We start from the raw sequence: 16,502 nt of genomic DNA, 5'->3' as shown, positions 1-16,502 counted from the left end.
GACGTGTTCCTGCTCAAACGCGGGTGCGGGGGGAGGGGGAGAAGCTGGCGCGGAGGCGGTCGCCGTCGCGGCTTTGTCGGGTCAGGACCAGTCCGGCGGGCGCCTCGACTAGACAGTCGTCGCCTGCGCCGCTGATGACGGCGTCGAAGCCTTCAGGCGTGCGGCGCAGTACGACGCGCACATTGCGCGAACCGGCGGGAACCACGCCCTCGGCATGTTCCAGATCGATCAGGTCGGGTCGCGCGACGATCTGCTCAAACCCTGGCGTGGCGGGGGCGACACCGAGAACATGGCGCGACAGGAACCAGGTCGGAGAAGCGGAGAAGCCGTGGCACAGGCTGGCCCAGGGCGTGGTGGCCTCCCACAGGGTGGTCGAACCCGCCTCGATCATCGGGCCGAAACGGTTGCGGATGTTGGACAGGGCCACGTCGCGCAGCCCGTGACGGGCCAGGGCCTCGCCGACGAAGTGGCTGTAGAAGGTGTTGGCCATGACCACGCCGTTCTCTTCATCCAGCGGCGTGCCGAAGGGGACAACAGGTGGGGCGGGCGTAGCCGTGACACGCGTCGGATCAGCGGCCCAGTCAAAGGCGCGGGCCGCGCGATCCGCATCCACATCGCCCCAAAGGGTCAGGGCGGCGACGCCGTGCTGCGAGATGCGGGGGTTTTGCGCGCTGGTTTCAGGGTCGATCATGTCGACCCAGGCGCCGCGCTGTTCGTCCCAGTGGGCGGCGTCCAGGCGGGCGATAAGGTCGGCGGCGTGCGCCTCGTAACGTTCCGCCGCGCGGTCATAGCCAAGGGCGGAACCCAGTTTCGCCGCAGCCCGCCATGCCCCCGCCAGTTGGGCGTTGATGGCCAGGGCCTGACCGTCCCGACCCAATCCGGCCCAGTCCATGAAGTGCCAGTAGGGCATGTCGGTCAGCAGACCGTGGCGGCTGGAAGCGCGGTCAAACCACGACAGGGCCTTCTGGATCGAGGGCCATATCTCTTCGATGGTGGCCAGGTCGCCGGTCAGCTCCCAGTGATCGGCCGCGCAGAGAACCCATTGCAGTGTCCAGTCCGGGATCAGGCGGGCGTTATGACCGTGGTCGCCTGGCGCGAACATCTGGGTCAGGCCGTCCGGACGCTGACACTCGGCGACCTGCACCAGATATTTGGCCGTCAGGGGCGATGCGGATGCGCCGAAGGCGGCGGATGCGGCCAGATTCTCGACCGTCACATCCCCCAGCCACTGACGCTGCTCGCGGCTGGGGCAGTCTTCCCAGGCGTCGTGCATGCACTGTTTCAGCGTATAGGCGCCTGCCTGCCAGAGCTTCGTCAGGATGGGATCTGAGCAGGAGAATTCGCCGCGGCTCTCGACCGGATAATGGGTCTCCACTGCGCCCAGCGTGCGGATGGTCAGACCTTTTGGCGCATTGCGGACGACGATGTGCATATAGCGAATGGCGCACCACTCGAACCGCTGGAACTGCTGGGCGCCCGGTCGGGCGACGTAGCGGCACAAATGGGCATCGGTGCCTAGATAGGGACGTCGTTCGATCCGGGCGTCGTCCGCAACTCCTTCGAACCATTCGCCGGGCAGGCGTTCGGTGCAGCCGATCTCGATCATCTCACCGCCGTTCGCCTCGATCTCGAAGGCGGGGTAGCCCGAGAATATGCGTCCGAAGTCGAGGGTGATGGCGATGTCGGTTCCCGGCGTGGTCGTGACGACGGTTTCGCCAGCGTCCGGGTTCAGCAGAGCCGTAGCGTCGCGAACGGCGTCGGCGGGCGCTTCGGTCAGGGGTTCGTCATAGAGTCGAGTGTGGATCGGCAGTTCGGCCTGCGGAATCTGTCCCTTGATCCAGCGGATGTCGTGGGCGGAGGTGAAGGCTTCGTACAGGGTGGGCAGGCCGCTGGGCAGGCGGATGGGGAAGGGGCGGACGGTCGTGCCCTGATAAAGGGATTCCGGGCCGCCGCCGCCGACGATCATCGGGCGGGCCTGATCCCAATCCGCATCATCGAAATCCTGGCTGGTCCAGGCCGGGTCGAGGGCGTTGGCGTCCAGCCATTCGATGAAGCCCAGGCTGGCGTTGGCCTGCGGCGTGTCCTGAACCCAGGCCTGAGACTGGATGCAGCGCCAGTCCATTGCGGTGTCGACGATGGGGCCTTCGATCCACAGGCCGCCCTCGCCGAAGACAGGGGACCACAGGCCGCGCACACGTTCATGGAAGGCCGTGTCCACGCCATAGGTGTGGACCAGAACCGCCACCAGATTGCGGCCGGGCCGCAGGTGCGGCGTCAGGTCATGGGTGTCGTAGCGCTGGGCCAGCGGGCTGCAGCGCACTGGGCCGCGGCCGACTTCGCGGCCATTGACGTACATCAGGTAGCGCCCGTCCACGGTGACGTGGGTCGGAGCCTTGTCCGGCACGGTGTCCAGTTCGACCGTCGTGCGGAACAGGAACCAGCGGTTCAGGCCGTCGTCCCGGTCGGGAATCTCCTTAATCGCCTTCAGGTGGTCTGCGGCGATGGGCTGGCGTGGCGTCCAGATGAAGGGGGCGGGGCGTGAAGTCACGAAGTAAACCTTGGGGAAATCATACAGTCGGGCGGCGTCGTGCAAGGGCGACGGCTGGACGCAGCGGCGTCAGAACGGGGCGCCGCAGCCGGGGGCGGCTATGGGGCGCACGTCGGTCAGACGGGGGAACTGGAACATCCTGGGTCTCCGTAATGACGCGCGCAGGCATCGCGGGGTGCGTTTTCGCGCCTCCGCCAAAAGACTAACAAGATAGTTGTTGTACGACTAGCCAGTTTCTTTCGCGAGCTGGGTCAGCCCGTTTTTTCTGCCGCTGCAGCCCCTTGCTCGGCCGCCGCCTTGGCCTGGGTCTCTATCGACAGCGTCAGCATGTCGCGGAACAGGTCGATGCTGGCCTCGACCTCACCGTCGTCGCCCTGAACCAGATCCGCTATGGCTAGGCCCCGAAAGGTGGACACCGCCAGGTGGATGATGGTCGACAAATTGGCGGGGGGCGTGGCGCCGGCCTCGGCGTACAGCCCCTTCAATCGGGTCAGGATGCGCTGGTCGATGTCCTTTTCTGTGGCGCGCAGCTTGCCGGTCAGTTCCGGGTCGGCGCGGGCCGCCAGCAGGATTTCGTTGACCGCAATGGCGGGTTCGCGCCGCATGCCCGCCAGCACCAGACGCGGCAGTTCGCGCAGATATTCGGCCGCGCCGATGCGGGACTGGGTCTCTTCCAGCACATGGCGTTCGTCGCTGTAGATGGTGTCGCGCACCGCCACCATCAGATCGGCCTTGGTGGCGAAGTGATAGGTGATGATGCCCCGGCTGACGCCCGCCTCCTTGGACACGGTCGAGAAGGTCACGGCGCTGTAGCCGGTCTTGAACAGACAGGCGGTGGTCGCGTCGAGGATGCGGCGACGCGTTTCAGCGGTGCGGTCGACCTGTCGCCGACGTGAAGGCTTTGATGCAGGGGCAGGGGCGACGGTCATGACTGTTGTGTAACCACGCTCGCGCAAATCGCAAAGACTGAGGCCGTGCGCCGTTTTTCGGCAGGCCATTTGCCTGACATGCTTTTGAATTCTGATCCCGGCGTCGGCAATTCTAGTTCCTGTAATAAACTGGCTGTTCGTACAGCAAGTTTATGATATCGTCCCGGCAATGGGATGCACAAGCAATCCCTGCGGCGTCCGCGTGGGCGCCCCATATGGGAGGATACGAATGACGAAGGCGATGACATCCGCCTCTACCCTGGCTTTGGCCTGCGCCGCCGCGCTGGTCTCCACCGCCGCCATCGCGCAGACCGCGCCTGAACCGTCGCAGGTGGGCGATATCGTCGTCACGGCCCAGCGCCGCACCGAGACGCTGCAGCGTGTTCCGGCCTCGGTCGAGGTGCTCAGCGGAGAGCAGCTTCAGGCCGCGCACATCAACAACCTGTCCAATGTGCAGGATGTGTCGCCCAGCCTGCTGGTGACCCAGTCCTCCAACCCCAGCCAGGGCGTCTTCACGGTTCGCGGCATCGGCACCGCCGTGACCGACCGCGGCTTCGAGCAGTCGGTCGGCGTCTATATCGACGGCGTCTTCCGCGGCCGTCCGGGCGCGGCCCTTCAGGACCTGCTGGACATCCAGCGCGTCGAGGTTCTGCGCGGTCCGCAGAGCACCCTGTTCGGGCGCAACAACTCGGCTGGCGCCATCAACATCTCGACCTCGGCTCCGGACCTGAACAAGGGGCGGATGTATGTCGAGGGAACCTATGGCAACTACAACGCCGTTCAGGCCCGCATGTCGCTCAGCGCGCCGCTGATCGAGGACAAGCTGGCCGTCAGCTTCGCCGTGTCCCACAACTCGCGTGACGGCGTCATTGATGCGCCTCTGCTGCCGCAAGGCGACGTCAACGCCCGCGATCGTCAGAGCTATCGCGGGCAATTGCTGTGGCAGCCGGATGAGGCCACGCGCCTGCGCCTGATCGCCGACTATTCAGTCGTGGACGACCGCTGCTGTTCCTACCTGCCGCTGTTCGTCACCGACGCCGCCGCCAGCAGCGTCTTCTTCGGCGCCACTGTGCCGACTGGCGCGACGCGCGGAGTTTCGCCCAGCGACGGGCGCATCGCCGGAACCTTCTATCGTCCGTTCGACCGCCGCACCTACCAGAACGATCCTTCGCGCGAGAAGAACACCGACCGCGGCGTCTCGCTGCAGCTTGATCGCGACATCGGCTCCCTGACCCTGACGGCCATCGGCGCGCACCGCCGCTTCGCCTCCGACACCGATCTGGATGTCGACGGCATGAACGCGACCGTGCTGAACCTGCAGTCCAAGCCGTCCAGCCGCGTCACCGAGGATTCGCTGGAAGTGCGCCTGCAGAACCAGGCCGGCGGCTTCCTGGAGTATGTGGTCGGCGCCTATTACTTCCATCAGAAACTGGGCGAGTTCGGCGTTCTGCCGGTGCGCCTGTTCGTGCCGCCTGCGGGACCGCTGCAACACTATAATCAGATCGACAACTCGGCCCACCAGACGGCGGAAAGCTATGCGGTCTTTGGTCAGGCGACGGCGAACTTGACGGACACGGTGCGCCTGACCGGCGGGCTGCGCTATCTGAACGAAGAGAAGTCATCGGAAAGCTGGGCCGCGCCCGGCACCGGCACCTTCGCGGGCAGCGCCAAGACCAGCGATGATGCGCTCATGGGGACGGCGGGCATCGCCTACCAGCCGAATCGCGCCGCTAACTATTATCTGCGCTATTCGCGCGGCTATAAATCGGCCGCCATCAACCTGTCTCTGTCGGCGCCGCCGTCGGTGGTCAGCCCGGTGGTCAACCCGGAGACGACCGACGCCTATGAGGCGGGCGCCAAGTTGCGCCTGTTCAACGGTCGCCTGAACACCAATCTGGCCGTCTATACCCAGACGGTGAACGATCAGCAGGTCCAGTCGTTCGACAGCCGCACCTCCAGCTTCCTGACGCTGAACGCCGCCAAGGTGCGGTCACGCGGCGCAGAACTGGATGCGATCCTGCGCCTGAACGACTGGCTGTCGCTCAACGGCAGCGTCAACTATCTGGACGCCAAATACGTAAGTTTCCCCGGCGCGCCCCTTCCGGCGGGCTGCGGCTTCGTCAACCCGCTGGGCGGCCCCGGCCTGGCCTGCCCGCTGGGCGCGGCGCAGGATCTGACTGGCCGCACGCCGCCGAACGCCCCGCGCTGGACCTATGTGCTGGGCGCCAGCTTCGACAAGCCGCTGACGGATCAGATGAGCCTGCTGGGCAATGTCACCTGGCGTCACTCTTCGTCCTATTACACGGACCTGGCCCTGACCGAGGCCTTCCGCAACAAGGACACCGACGCCCTGAGCGCGGGTTTGGAACTGGCCTTCTCCAACGGTGTCGGCATCCAGTTGTGGGGGCGCAACCTGACCAATGGCGACTATTATCTGTCGGGTCTGGGCACGCCCGGCGGCGTCGGCAGCCTGTCGGCCTTCGTCAACGAGCCGCGCACCTATGGCCTGACGGTGCGGTTCCGTCTGTAACAGCCCCTGTGTTGCGGCCGGTGAGGGGATGGCTCCCTGCGCTGGTCTGACCTACGACCGCCCCGTCGGCGCCGCAGCGTCGGCGGGGTTTTCGCATTCTGGAGGAAGCGGTGATGGAACCCTCTGAGCAATCGGCCAAGGCCGTCCGCATCGTCGAAGCGCGCATTGATGACGATTCCGGTCTGATCGCCACCGGCCATGCCGCGCCCCGCCTGTCATGGAAGCTGGCCGCCGACGTCGATGGGGTTCTGCAGACCGGCTATGAGATCGAGGTCGCGGCTGATCCCGCCTTCACGTGTGACGTGGTGCGCTCCGGTCTGGTCGAGGAGACGCGCCCCTATCTGGCGCCCTGGCCTGCACCGTCCCTCAATAGCCGTGAGGTGCGGTGGTGGCGGGTGCGGGCGCGAACCAGTCAGGGCTGGACCGACTGGTGCGAGGAGCGCCGCGTCGAGGCCACACTGCTGTCACGTGACGACTGGACCGCCCGCCCGATCTCGCCCCTGTCCAATGTCGGTCGGCGCGAGGCGGGACCGGTCCCGCTTGTTCGGCGCCACTTTCATCTGGACAGTGCGCCGACCCAGGCCCGGCTCTATGTCACGGCGCTGGGCCTGCATGATGTGCAGATCAATGGCCGCAGCATCGGGCCCGACCTGTTTGATCCGGGCTGGACGGTCTATTCCAAGCGCCTTCTGTTTGCGGCCTATGATGTGACGGCGCTGCTGCAGCCCGGCGCCAATGTCATCAGCGCAGCCGTCGGCGATGGTTGGTTCCGGGGCGATCTGACCGAGTTTCTGTTCCGCAACATCTATGGCGACACGACGGCGCTTCTGGCCCAGTTGGAGATCGAACTGGCCAATGGTTCGCGGGTGCGAGTGGACACCGACGAAGACTGGCGCGGCGGCTATGGCGGCCTGCGGGCGGCTGAAATCTATCATGGCTCCAGTCTTGATCTGACGCAGGAGCCGCAGGGCTGGCGGATGCCCGGTTTCGACGACAGCGGCTGGGAGGCGGTGGCGGCGCTCGACCTGCCGCCGGGGCTGGAGGCGCGCGATATGCCGGGCGTGCGCGTCGTCGCATCATGGCCGCTGCAGCTTCCTGAACAGGATGAAGGGTTCGGCGCGGTGATCCGGCTGGACACGGGACAGAACCTGTCCGGTCATCTGGCCATTCGCGCGCGCGGACCTCGCGGCGGGACCATCACGGTGCGTCACGCCGAACTGCTGGACGATGCCGGCGCGCTTTATGTCGCGCCGCTGCGCCATGCACGGGCGGCGGATGATTATGTGCTGGACGGGCTGGGCGTTATCGAACTGAGGCCCTGTTTCACCTGGCACGGTTTCCGCCATGCCGAAATCACGACTTCTACGGGCGTGGTGATCGAAAGCGTCACCGTCGAAGCGGTCGCCAGCGACCTGCGCCCGACCGGGCGGTTCGCCTGTTCCGATCCAGCGTTGAACCGTTTGTTCGACAATGTCGTATGGTCCCAGAGGTCGAACTTCCTGTCGATCCCGACCGATTGTCCTCAACGGGATGAACGTCTGGGGTGGTCGGGCGATATTCAGGTCTTCACCCCGACGGCCTGTCTGAACGCGGACAGCCGCACCTTCCTGCGCAGTTGGCTGGCCGATCTGGCGCTGGAGCAGCGTGAAGACGGAGCCGTGCCGGTTGCGGCGCCCAATCTGCTGGGCCGTGATGCGCGGGCGTGGGGCGTGGGGGGGTGGGGCGACGCCACGGCCGTCATGCCGTGGGATCTGTATTGCGCCTATGGCGATGTCGGGGCGGTGGCGCGCCAGTATCCGTCGATGACCGCCTGGATCGACTGGTGCGCAGAGCGTCTGAATCCTGAAGGCGTCTGGAGTGGAGATTTCCAACTGGGCGACTGGCTGGACCCGGATGCGCCGGTCGACAAGCCGCACTTGTCAAAGACTGACAGCGGATTGGCCGCCACCGCCTATCTGGCCCACAGCGCAGGCCGGGTTGCGGACGCCGCCGCCCTGCTGGGGCGCGATCTGGATGCCGTGCGTTATCGCGATCTGCAGACCCGCACCCGCGTCGCCGCCTGGGGCCGCTGGTCAGATGAGGCGCAGACGACGCCGACCGGATGCGCGCTGGCCCTGGCGTTCGGCCTTACGCCTGAAGACCAGCGCATGGCGGTCGGGCAGCGTCTGGCGGACCTGGTCGCGGCCAATGGCTGGCGGATCGGCACCGGCTTCCTCGGCACGCCTCTGATCCTGTCGGCTCTGCAGGCCGCAGGACAGGTCGATACGGCCTATCGCCTGCTGCTCAACCGCGACTGCCCCGGCTGGCTCTATACGGTGGATCAGGGCGCAACGACCATGTGGGAACGCTGGGACGCCATTCGCCCGGACGGTTCGTTGAACATCGGCGAACTGTCGACCGGCAGCGCCATGGTGTCGTTCAACCACTATGCCTATGGCGCAGTTGCAGCGTGGCTGTATTCCGCCGTTGCAGGTCTGTCGCTGGACCTGTCGCAGCCGCAGGATTCCCAAATCCTTATCGCGCCTGAACCGGGGGGCGGCTTGGCCCACGCGTATGCTGAACTCGATACGCCCTATGGTCTGGTCTCCGTCCACTGGCGAGAGGTAGGTGACGGCTGGACCTGCGACGTGGAGATTCCAGCGGGGGCGCAGGCCCGATACACGCCTTTTTCTCGCAGTAATCATGGCCGCGATGATCGGCATCTGCATCTTGGTTCAGGGCGACACTGCTTGAAGATCAAGCGGCCAGTATAGCCTTTGAACCGATGCTTTGATGGGACTGGTGAGAAAGCCCGTCCAGAACGAGCCTGGACGGGAAGGTCATGGGATTCTTAGCAGGAACCTCGCCTGGACGGCGCACGCTTGGAGCTTGCGCGGGCCCGTCCATGCCGTATCAGCATCGCTCTATGAACGTAAATGTCAATACGAATTCGCCCTGAGGTCGTGTTGATGCAGTCTCTGGTCGACTGGTTCAGGCCTCGGCTCGACCGACGAAATAGGGCAGCAGGCTGGCCACGACGGAGCGTGTGGCGTTTTCGGGCTGGTCCAGCATGTTGCGCAGCGGGTCGCCGATCAGGGACTCGCCAAAGGCCGTAAGGGCGATGAAGAGGACGGCGGAGCCGATCCGTTCACGCGCATGACCGCTCTCGCCCATCTTTTCGCTGATGGCGTGAACCAGATCCTGAACGGCTTCGCGCACCGGCTCCAGATGCGACAGATCGCCGGACATGGCGATCCAGGCGGCCAACCGCCCTGCGCCGCCCTCAAGGAAGGCGTCGAAGACGGCGTTGACCAGTTCCATCGGCGCGCCCTCGTCGGTGCGCAGACGCGCCACGGCGGTCGCCAGCGCCTGGTTCAGGTCGGCGACCATCGATCCCATCAGGGCGGACTGAAGCCCGGCGGCCGAGCCGAAATGGTGGATCAGGTTGGCGTGGGTCACGCCGATGTCCGCCGCGACCGCCGACAGGGTCATGGCGTCAGGCCCGCCTGCCAGCAGCAGACGACGTGCTGAGGCGACCGCCTCGCGACGGGCTTCGTCGGGCGTGCGTCGGCGACGGCGTGGGGCGGCTATTTTTGCAATTGACATGGCTGTAAATGACAATAATGTAGATAGCCTGTTTAACCTTCTTGGGAGGTGTGGGCAAGTGCAAGCGATTTCAGCAATTTCGCCCTCTTTGGAGGGGGGCTCCGGGACAGGTTTGACGTCGCGGCCGCCGTCCGCAGCGACGTTGCGCCGGGTGCAGCCTGTGCGGGCTTTCCGGGCGTTGCGCGGACTGGTGGCGGACAAGGACGACACCCGTCAGGTCTTTGAGATCATGAACGCCCTGTCGGGGCGTTCGCCGGACTGGGGCTATCGCCGCATGATGGACACTCCGGCGGGGGGCAAGCAGGCCTATGAACGGCTGGAGCTGTCGGACCTGCTGCAGGACCGCCAATGGCTGGCGCAGTTCAAGCCCGGCACGGTCGGCGCCGCCTATTGCGCCTTCATCGATCCGCAGAACTTCACCGCCTACGGGCTGGCGGAAGACAGCCGCAAGGTCGCCGACACCGAAATTGAGGCCGCGCATCCGCGCGCCTGGTATGCGCGGCGTCTGCGGGATGTTCACGACATCTGGCATGTGCTGACCGGCCATCATTCTGATGCGCTGGGCGAAGCCTGTGTGGTGGCGTTCTCGCTGCCCCAGACCCGCAGCGCGGGCTTCGGCCTGATCGCGGGCGGCATAGCGGTCCAGTTCATGCGCGCCCGCACCGGCTATCCGTGTGCGCGGGCTGTGTTGCAGGCGTGGCGGAATGGACGTCGGGCGGCCTGGCTGCCGGGCGAGGATTACGAAAAGCTGTTGGCCGAACCGTTGGATGAGGCGCGTCGTCGTCTGAAGATCGCACCGCCGACGCTTTATGACCGGGTGCCGCCGACCGTGCGCAACGCCTATCAGGGCGGAAAAGGCTGATGTCGCGCGGCCTGATGTTGCTGGCGACGGTGGCGGGCGCGGTTCTGGCCGCTGTTCCTGCGGCAGCGCAGGACGGGGATGTTGTTCTGGGCCGCTGGCGTACCTCAGCACAGAACGGCGTGGTCGTGATCGAGCGGTGCGGCGCCAGTCTGTGTGGGCGTTTGATCGACGCCGCCGCCCTGCGGACCAACCCGGATCAGCGCGACGTCAGGAATAGAAACGCCGCCCTGCGGGATCGCCCGCTTCAGGGTGTTCTGGTGCTGCAGGCCTTTTCCGGCGGGCCGCAGGAGTGGAGCGGCGGGCCTCTGTATGACCCCGAAACGGGGCAGGGGGCGCCGACCGGCACATTGAAACTGGTCAGCGCAGATCGTCTGGCCGTGCGGGGCTGCATCGCGCCGCTGCTGTGCCGGACGCAGACCTGGACCCGCCTGCGCTGACAGGCGTTGCGGGGCTTTTGATCGAATTTTGAATGGCTGTGCCGCTGCTGGGGTCGGCGGCCTTGGGGGCGGGACTATGGTGATCTGGATTTGCGCCGCGCTGGGCGTCGGCTTCATCCTGACATTTCATCAGGCGCGGATGGCGTGGTGGGCGCTGGCGGTCATCGGCTGGATTCTGGCGGGCTGGGGGCTTGAGGTCGTTGCGCCGCAAACGGCGGTGATCCTTGCGGCGGTCGCCGCGCCGATCCTGTTGTTGCTGACGTTCAGGCCGCTGCGGCGCGCCATTCTGTCCCGTCCGGCCATGGCGGGCTTCCGCCAGATCATGCCGCGCATGAGCGCCACCGAACAGGCGGCGGTCGAGGCGGGCAATGTCTGGTGGGATGCTGAACTGTTCGCTGGAAAGCCTGATTGGCGGCGCCTGCTGTCCACGCCCGCGCCCAGCCTGACAGCCGAGGAGCAGCGGTTCCTGGACGTCGAGACCGAACATCTGTGCGATCTGGCCAACGACTGGGAGACCACCTCGGTCTGGCAGGATCTGTCGCCCAAGGCCTGGGCCTACGCCAAGGACAAGGGGTTCCTGGGCATGATCGTGCCCAAGGCCTATGGCGGCCTGGGTTTCTCGGCCTATGCCCACAGTCAGGTGATCCAGAAGCTGTCGACCCGGTGTTCGGCGGCGGCGGTGTCGGTGATGGTGCCGAACTCGCTGGGACCGGCGGAGCTGCTGCTGCACTACGGCACCGAGGATCAGAAGAACCACTATCTGCCGCGTCTGGCGCGAGGGCAGGAGATCCCCTGTTTCGCCCTGACCAACCCCTATGCCGGGTCGGACGCTGCTTCGATCACCGACACGGGCGTGGTCTGCAAGGGGATGTGGAACGGCGAGGAGACGCTGGGTTTCCGCATCAGCTGGCGCAAGCGCTACATTACTCTGGCGCCGGTCGCGACCGTGCTGGGTCTGGCCTTCCGCGCCATCGACCCGGAAGGCCTGCTGGGCGACGAGGCTGAGCCGGGCATCACCTGCGTGCTGATCCCGCGCGATCATCCGGGCGTGAACATCGGGCGGCGCCACTGGCCCCTGAACGCCGTCTTCCAGAACGGTCCGACCAGCGGAGATGATGTCTTCGTGCCGATGGAGATGGTGATCGGCGGACGCGAACAGGTCGGCGCGGGCTGGCGGATGTTGATGGAATGTCTGGCGGCGGGGCGGGCGATTTCGCTGCCGTCATCCAATGTCGGCATGTCCAAGCTGGCCGTCGGCATGGTCGGGGCCTATGTCGCCATCCGCCGTCAGTTCAACCAGCCTATCGGGGCCTTCGAGGGCGTGCAGGAGGCCCTGGCCCGAATGGCGGGGCATCTGTACGCGACCGACGCCGTGCGGCGTCTGGCGGCGGCGGCGCTGGATCAGGGCGAAAAGCCCTCGGTCGTCTCGGCCATCGCCAAATATCATGTCACCGAACGCGCCCGCACCGTCATCAACGACGGCATGGATGTGATCGGCGGCAAGGGCGTCTGCATGGGACCGGGCAACTTCCTGGCCCGCGCCTATCAGCAGATTCCGGTCGCTATTACGGTCGAGGGCGCCAACATCATGACCCGCACCCTGATCATCTATGGTCAGGGGGCGATCCGCTGCCACCCCTATGTCCTGACCCTGATGCGGACGGCGGGCGCGGGCGAGGTGAAGCCGTTTGATGCGGCCCTGTTCGGCTATGTCGGCTTCCTGTTCCGCAACATGGCGCGGGCTTTGACCTTCGGCCTGACCGGCGGCGTCTTCATCGGTGCGCCGGTCGATGCGGCGCCCCAGTTGAGGCGCTATTATCGGGCGACGACGCGGCTCTCGACCCTGCTGGCGCTGGCGTCGGACCTGTCGATGGCGACCGTCGGCGGGGCGCTGAAGCGCAAGGGCGCGCTGACGGGGCGTCTGGGCGACATCCTGTCCCAGTTGTTCATCCTGACCAGCGTGTTGAAACGGTTCGAGGATGAAGGCCGCCCCGCAGAGGACCTGCCCTTTGTTCACTGGGCTGCGCAGGATGCGCTGGCGCGGGCGGGCGCGGCATGGCGCAGCCTTCTGGCCAACCACCCCAATCGTGGCGCGGCCCTGTTCCTGAAACTGGTCGGGACGCCGTTCGGGCTGAACACGCCGGGACCGAATGATCGCTGCGCCGCCGCCGTTGCGGGTCTGATCCAGGTTCACGGCTCGGCGCGTGACCGTCTGGTCGCCGGATCATGGACCGCGCGGGTCGAGGTTGATCCTATCGCCGCCACCATCGCCGCCTTTGACCTGTATCCGCAGGTGGAGGCCATCGAACGGCGGCTGAAGGATGCGATCCGCAGCGGCCGGATTACACGCGCGCCCCAGAACCTGACCCTGCTGGCCGACTGGGCGGCAGAGGCCCAAAGCAAGGGTTTGATCGACGCGCAGGAACGCGAACTGATCGGTCGTTTCGCCGCCTATGCGGATCAGGCGATTCAGGTCGACGACTTCCCGGCTGATTTCGACATGGCGGCTGGTCTGGCGCGCCGTGAGGCGGCGCTGGCCCTGGCCAAGACGAAGAAGAAGGCGGCCTGATGAGCGACCGCTATCTGGATTTCGCCAACTCGGGCGTCGGAGGTTGGCTGACGGGAACTCTGGGCCTGCCGCGCCCCGCGCCGTTGCAAAGACGGGCGGATGCGGGGGCGGGCGTTGTCGGGCCGCTGCTGTCGGGCGGCTATGGAGAGGGGCGGATGGCGGCTGTCCTGACCCGTCTTGCCGTCGCCAACGCGCAGGTGGTCCATGCCGACTGGTCGCCGGATGTGCGTTACGGCGCACTGGTGTTCGACGCCACGGCCTGCGCTGACGCCGCATCTGTCCAGACCTTGTATCGCTTCTTCCATCAGGCGGTGCGGTCGGTGGTCGAACATGGACGCATCGTCGTCATCGGAACCCCGCCGGACGCCATGATGGACGCCGAGGGCGAGGCGATCCAGCGCGGTCTGGAGGGGTTCGTCCGCTCGCTGGCCAAGGAGGCGCGGCGCAGCATCGGCGTGCACATGGTCTATGTCGATGCGGGTGCAGAAGATGCGGCCGAAAGCACTCTGGCCTTCCTGCTGTCGCCGCGCTCGGCCTATGTCTCGGGTCAGCCGATCCGCGTGTCTGCGCCCGTTGCGGCTGCGCCTGATGCTCTGGGTCATGTCGGACGGCGTGTGCTGGTCACCGGCGCGTCGCAGGGCATAGGCGAGGCCATCATCCGTCTGTTCGCCGCCGAGGGCGCGCGCGTCACGGCGCTGGATCTGCCGGGGGCGGAGGTGCGTCTGACCTATCTGGCGGCGGAGATCGGGGTCGAGCCGCTGTTGCTGGACATCACGGCGCCGAACGCCGCTGAAACCCTGTTGGCCGATGCGCAGTCGCGGGGCGGCTATGATGTTGTGGTCCATAATGCGGGCATCACGCGCGACCGGACGCTGGTCCGGATGGAGCCGCGCGAATGGGACAGCGTCATGGCGGTCAATCTGACGGCCCCCCTGACGATCACCCAGGCGCTGGTCGCGGGCGGGGGGCTGCGTGCGAACGGCCGGGTTGTCGCCGTGTCTTCGCTGAGCGGGATCGCCGGGAATGCGGGGCAGGCCAACTACGCCCTGTCCAAGGCGGGCTGGATCGGCGCGGTTCGCCGCTTGGCCCCGCAACTGGCGGCGCAGGGGATCACCATCAATGCGGTGGCGCCGGGCTTTATCGAAACCCAGATGACCGCCGCCATTCCCTTCGCCATTCGTGAGGCCGGGCGGCGGATGAACAGCATGGGACAGGGCGGTCACCCGGTGGATGTCGCCGAGACCATCGCCTGGCTGGCCGAGCCGCAGTCGGGCGGCGTCAACGGGCAGGTGGTGCGCGTCTGCGGCCAGAGCCTGCTGGGCGCATGACCGGGAACAACGTGGTCGAACGGTTCGACGCACCTCTGTCCGGTCTGGCGGTGGTCGGCGGTGCGGTGCGCGGCCTGCTGCGCAAGACGCCTGCCCAGCCGGTGCTGCCGCGCCGGGCGCTGCAGCGAGAGGTGGTTCTGGAGCCGGAGGTCATCGACGCATACGCCCGTCTGTGTGGTTTCTCATCCGAACAGGGCGTGCCGATCACCTGGCCGCATATCCTGTCGTTTCCACTGCAGATGCGGATCATGCTGGGTGCGGACTTCCCCTATCCGGCGGTGGGGCTGGTGCATGTTCACAACCGCATCCGCCAGATGGCGCGGCTTGAGGCCGGTCAGCGTCTGATCCTGACCACGCGCGTCGGGCCCCTGTTGGCACACGACAAGGGGCAGGCCTTCGCCCTGACGACCGAAGCGACGCGGGATGGCCAGACGGTGTGGGAAGGCCAGAGCCTCTATCTGAAGCTGGGGCCGAAGGGACAGGGCGCGCCTATGCCTGTTCTGAACGATCAGCCGGTGGCGTCGGTGCTGGAGACCTGGAGCCCCGCGCCTGATCTGGGGCGGCGCTATGCGGCGGTGTCCGGCGACGCCAATCCGATCCATACCTCGGGCATCGGCGCGCGGCTGTTCGGGTTTCGGCGACCCATCGCGCACGGCATGTGGACCAAGGCGCGCGCCATCGCCGCCCTGTCGCCGCAAGCCCCATTGGAGACGGCGGAGGTCGAGGCCAGCTTCCGCTCGCCTGTGTTTTTAGGCGACACGATCGTGCTTCAGGCCGCGCCGCCGATCAGGACGATCACTCTGTTTGAGGTGCGGGACATGGCCGGTGCGCGCACCCATATGCGGGGGCGGCTGAACCTGTCGCCCGACTTTTCATCATCGCCGTCAGAGGCTCCATCATCATGACGACCCTGTCCGCACCGCGCCGCGTGGCCATCATCGGCGGCGTCCGCATTCCCTTCGCGCGGTCCAACACCGCCTATGCCGAGGCGTCCAATCAGGACATGCTGACCGCCGCCCTGCAGGGGCTGGCCGACCGTTTCGACCTGCACGGCCAGCGACTGGGCGAGGTGGCGGCGGGCGCGGTGCTGAAGCTGTCACGCGACATCGCCCTGACCCGCGAAAGCGTGCTGGGGACCAGCATCGGCGCCGACACCCCGGCCTATGATGTGTCTCAGGCCTGCGGCACCGGGCTGGAGGCCGCCATTCTGGTCGCCAACAAGATCGCCCTGGGCCAGATCGAGGTCGGGATCGCGGGCGGAGTGGACACGACTTCGGACGCGCCCATCGGCCTGAACGAGAAGTTCCGAAAGGCCCTGCTGGCCGCGAATCGGGAAAAGACGACCGGCGGTCGGATCAAGGCCCTGCTGGGCGCAGGCCTGACCGCGCCGTTCAAGCCTGAACCGCCGCGCAACGCCGAACCCCGCACCGGTCTGTCGATGGGCGAACATTGTGAATTGATGGCCAAGCGCTGGAACATCGCGCGTGAGGATCAGGACGCCCTGGCCGTCGCCAGCCACCGCAACGCCGCCGCCGCATGGGAGGCCGGTCTGTTCGACGACATGGTCATTCCCTATCGCGGGCTGAAGCGCGACAATAACCTGCGGCCCGATATTGATCCGGCCAAACTGGCGACGATGAAGCCGGTGTTCGACCGTCAGAACGGCACCCTGACGGCGGCCATTGTCGTAGCTGTGGTTGCACTGGCTGTGGCC

At 66.5% G+C, this 16,502-nt stretch carries 10 protein-coding genes and 1 pseudogene; 8 read left to right on the top strand and 3 right to left on the bottom strand.

Annotation, left to right across the window (positions count from 1 at the left end; all coding sequences use genetic code 11):
• Positions 1-13 precede the first annotated feature (13 nt).
• Together QZ281_RS08800 and QZ281_RS08795 are read right to left on the bottom strand one after the other, a co-directional pair.
• Positions 14-2,593: a hypothetical protein gene (locus tag QZ281_RS08800; protein WP_292227288.1), complete on the bottom strand. Its 2,580-nt coding sequence runs from the start codon at positions 2,591-2,593 to the stop codon at positions 14-16.
• A 206-nt stretch (positions 2,594-2,799) separates the two neighbouring features.
• Positions 2,800-3,477: a TetR/AcrR family transcriptional regulator gene (locus QZ281_RS08795; protein ID WP_292227285.1), complete on the bottom strand. Its 678-nt coding sequence runs from the start codon at positions 3,475-3,477 to the stop codon at positions 2,800-2,802.
• Between the two features lie 229 nt (positions 3,478-3,706).
• On the opposite strand from QZ281_RS08795, the gene QZ281_RS08790 reads away from it, so the two are divergent.
• Both QZ281_RS08790 and QZ281_RS08785 read left to right on the top strand, forming a co-directional pair.
• On the top strand, positions 3,707-6,007 hold the full coding sequence (locus tag QZ281_RS08790; protein WP_292227283.1) for a TonB-dependent receptor: 2,301 nt from the start codon (positions 3,707-3,709) through the stop codon (positions 6,005-6,007).
• A 113-nt stretch (positions 6,008-6,120) separates the two neighbouring features.
• Complete coding sequence (locus tag QZ281_RS08785) at positions 6,121-8,760, top strand: alpha-L-rhamnosidase (RefSeq protein WP_292227280.1); 2,640 nt, start codon at positions 6,121-6,123, stop codon at positions 8,758-8,760.
• 217 nt (positions 8,761-8,977) lie between these two features.
• Here QZ281_RS08785 and QZ281_RS08780 read toward each other — a convergent pair whose 3' ends face one another.
• The gene (locus QZ281_RS08780) at positions 8,978-9,592 is read right to left on the bottom strand and encodes a TetR/AcrR family transcriptional regulator (RefSeq protein ID WP_292227277.1); all 615 of its coding nucleotides are present in this window, start codon (positions 9,590-9,592) and stop codon (positions 8,978-8,980) included.
• Between the two features lie 160 nt (positions 9,593-9,752).
• On the opposite strand from QZ281_RS08780, the gene QZ281_RS08775 reads away from it, so the two are divergent.
• The 6 genes and pseudogenes from QZ281_RS08775 to QZ281_RS08750 form a co-directional block, all read left to right on the top strand.
• Positions 9,753-10,454 (top strand): Coq4 family protein, encoded by a 702-nt coding sequence (locus QZ281_RS08775; RefSeq protein WP_292227274.1) that lies wholly within the window; start codon positions 9,753-9,755, stop codon positions 10,452-10,454.
• Positions 10,454-10,891: a DUF2147 domain-containing protein gene (locus tag QZ281_RS08770; protein ID WP_292227272.1), complete on the top strand. Its 438-nt coding sequence runs from the start codon at positions 10,454-10,456 to the stop codon at positions 10,889-10,891. Before QZ281_RS08775 ends, QZ281_RS08770 begins: the two co-directional genes overlap by 1 nt.
• Positions 10,892-10,967: 76 nt before the next feature.
• Entirely contained in the window at positions 10,968-13,460 is a 2,493-nt protein-coding gene (locus QZ281_RS08765) for an acyl-CoA dehydrogenase (protein ID WP_292227271.1), read from the top strand.
• A complete protein-coding gene (locus tag QZ281_RS08760; protein WP_292227269.1) occupies positions 13,460-14,788 on the top strand; it encodes a 3-oxoacyl-ACP reductase in 1,329 nt (442 codons plus the stop codon). The genes QZ281_RS08765 and QZ281_RS08760 overlap by 1 nt, the downstream gene beginning before the upstream one ends.
• The gene (locus QZ281_RS08755; protein ID WP_292227267.1) at positions 14,785-15,693 is read left to right on the top strand and encodes a MaoC/PaaZ C-terminal domain-containing protein; all 909 of its coding nucleotides are present in this window, start codon (positions 14,785-14,787) and stop codon (positions 15,691-15,693) included. The genes QZ281_RS08760 and QZ281_RS08755 overlap by 4 nt, the downstream gene beginning before the upstream one ends.
• A pseudogene (locus tag QZ281_RS08750) lies at positions 15,690-16,502 on the top strand (acetyl-CoA C-acyltransferase); the annotation flags it as partial. The gene QZ281_RS08755 and the pseudogene QZ281_RS08750, both read left to right, overlap by 4 nt.

Origin of the sequence: Brevundimonas sp. (assembly GCF_018608325.1) — a bacterium.
Taxonomy (GTDB): domain Bacteria; phylum Pseudomonadota; class Alphaproteobacteria; order Caulobacterales; family Caulobacteraceae; genus Brevundimonas.
Note: the sequence above shows the minus strand (reverse complement) of the source record. Positions and strands in the feature narration are given on the sequence as shown.

What these genes read in the sequence shown, in the direction of transcription:
- QZ281_RS08795 (WP_292227285.1), bottom strand. Translation starts at nt 3,477, where the DNA reads ATGACCGTCGCCCCTGCCCCTGCATCAAAGCCTTCACGTCGGCGACAG.
- QZ281_RS08790 (WP_292227283.1), top strand. Translation starts at nt 3,707, where the DNA reads ATGACGAAGGCGATGACATCCGCCTCTACCCTGGCTTTGGCCTGCGCC.
- QZ281_RS08785 (WP_292227280.1), top strand. Translation starts at nt 6,121, where the DNA reads ATGGAACCCTCTGAGCAATCGGCCAAGGCCGTCCGCATCGTCGAAGCG.
- QZ281_RS08780 (WP_292227277.1), bottom strand. Translation starts at nt 9,592, where the DNA reads ATGTCAATTGCAAAAATAGCCGCCCCACGCCGTCGCCGACGCACGCCC.
- QZ281_RS08770 (WP_292227272.1), top strand. Translation starts at nt 10,454, where the DNA reads ATGTCGCGCGGCCTGATGTTGCTGGCGACGGTGGCGGGCGCGGTTCTG.
- QZ281_RS08765 (WP_292227271.1), top strand. Translation starts at nt 10,968, where the DNA reads ATGGTGATCTGGATTTGCGCCGCGCTGGGCGTCGGCTTCATCCTGACA.
- QZ281_RS08760 (WP_292227269.1), top strand. Translation starts at nt 13,460, where the DNA reads ATGAGCGACCGCTATCTGGATTTCGCCAACTCGGGCGTCGGAGGTTGG.
- QZ281_RS08755 (WP_292227267.1), top strand. Translation starts at nt 14,785, where the DNA reads ATGACCGGGAACAACGTGGTCGAACGGTTCGACGCACCTCTGTCCGGT.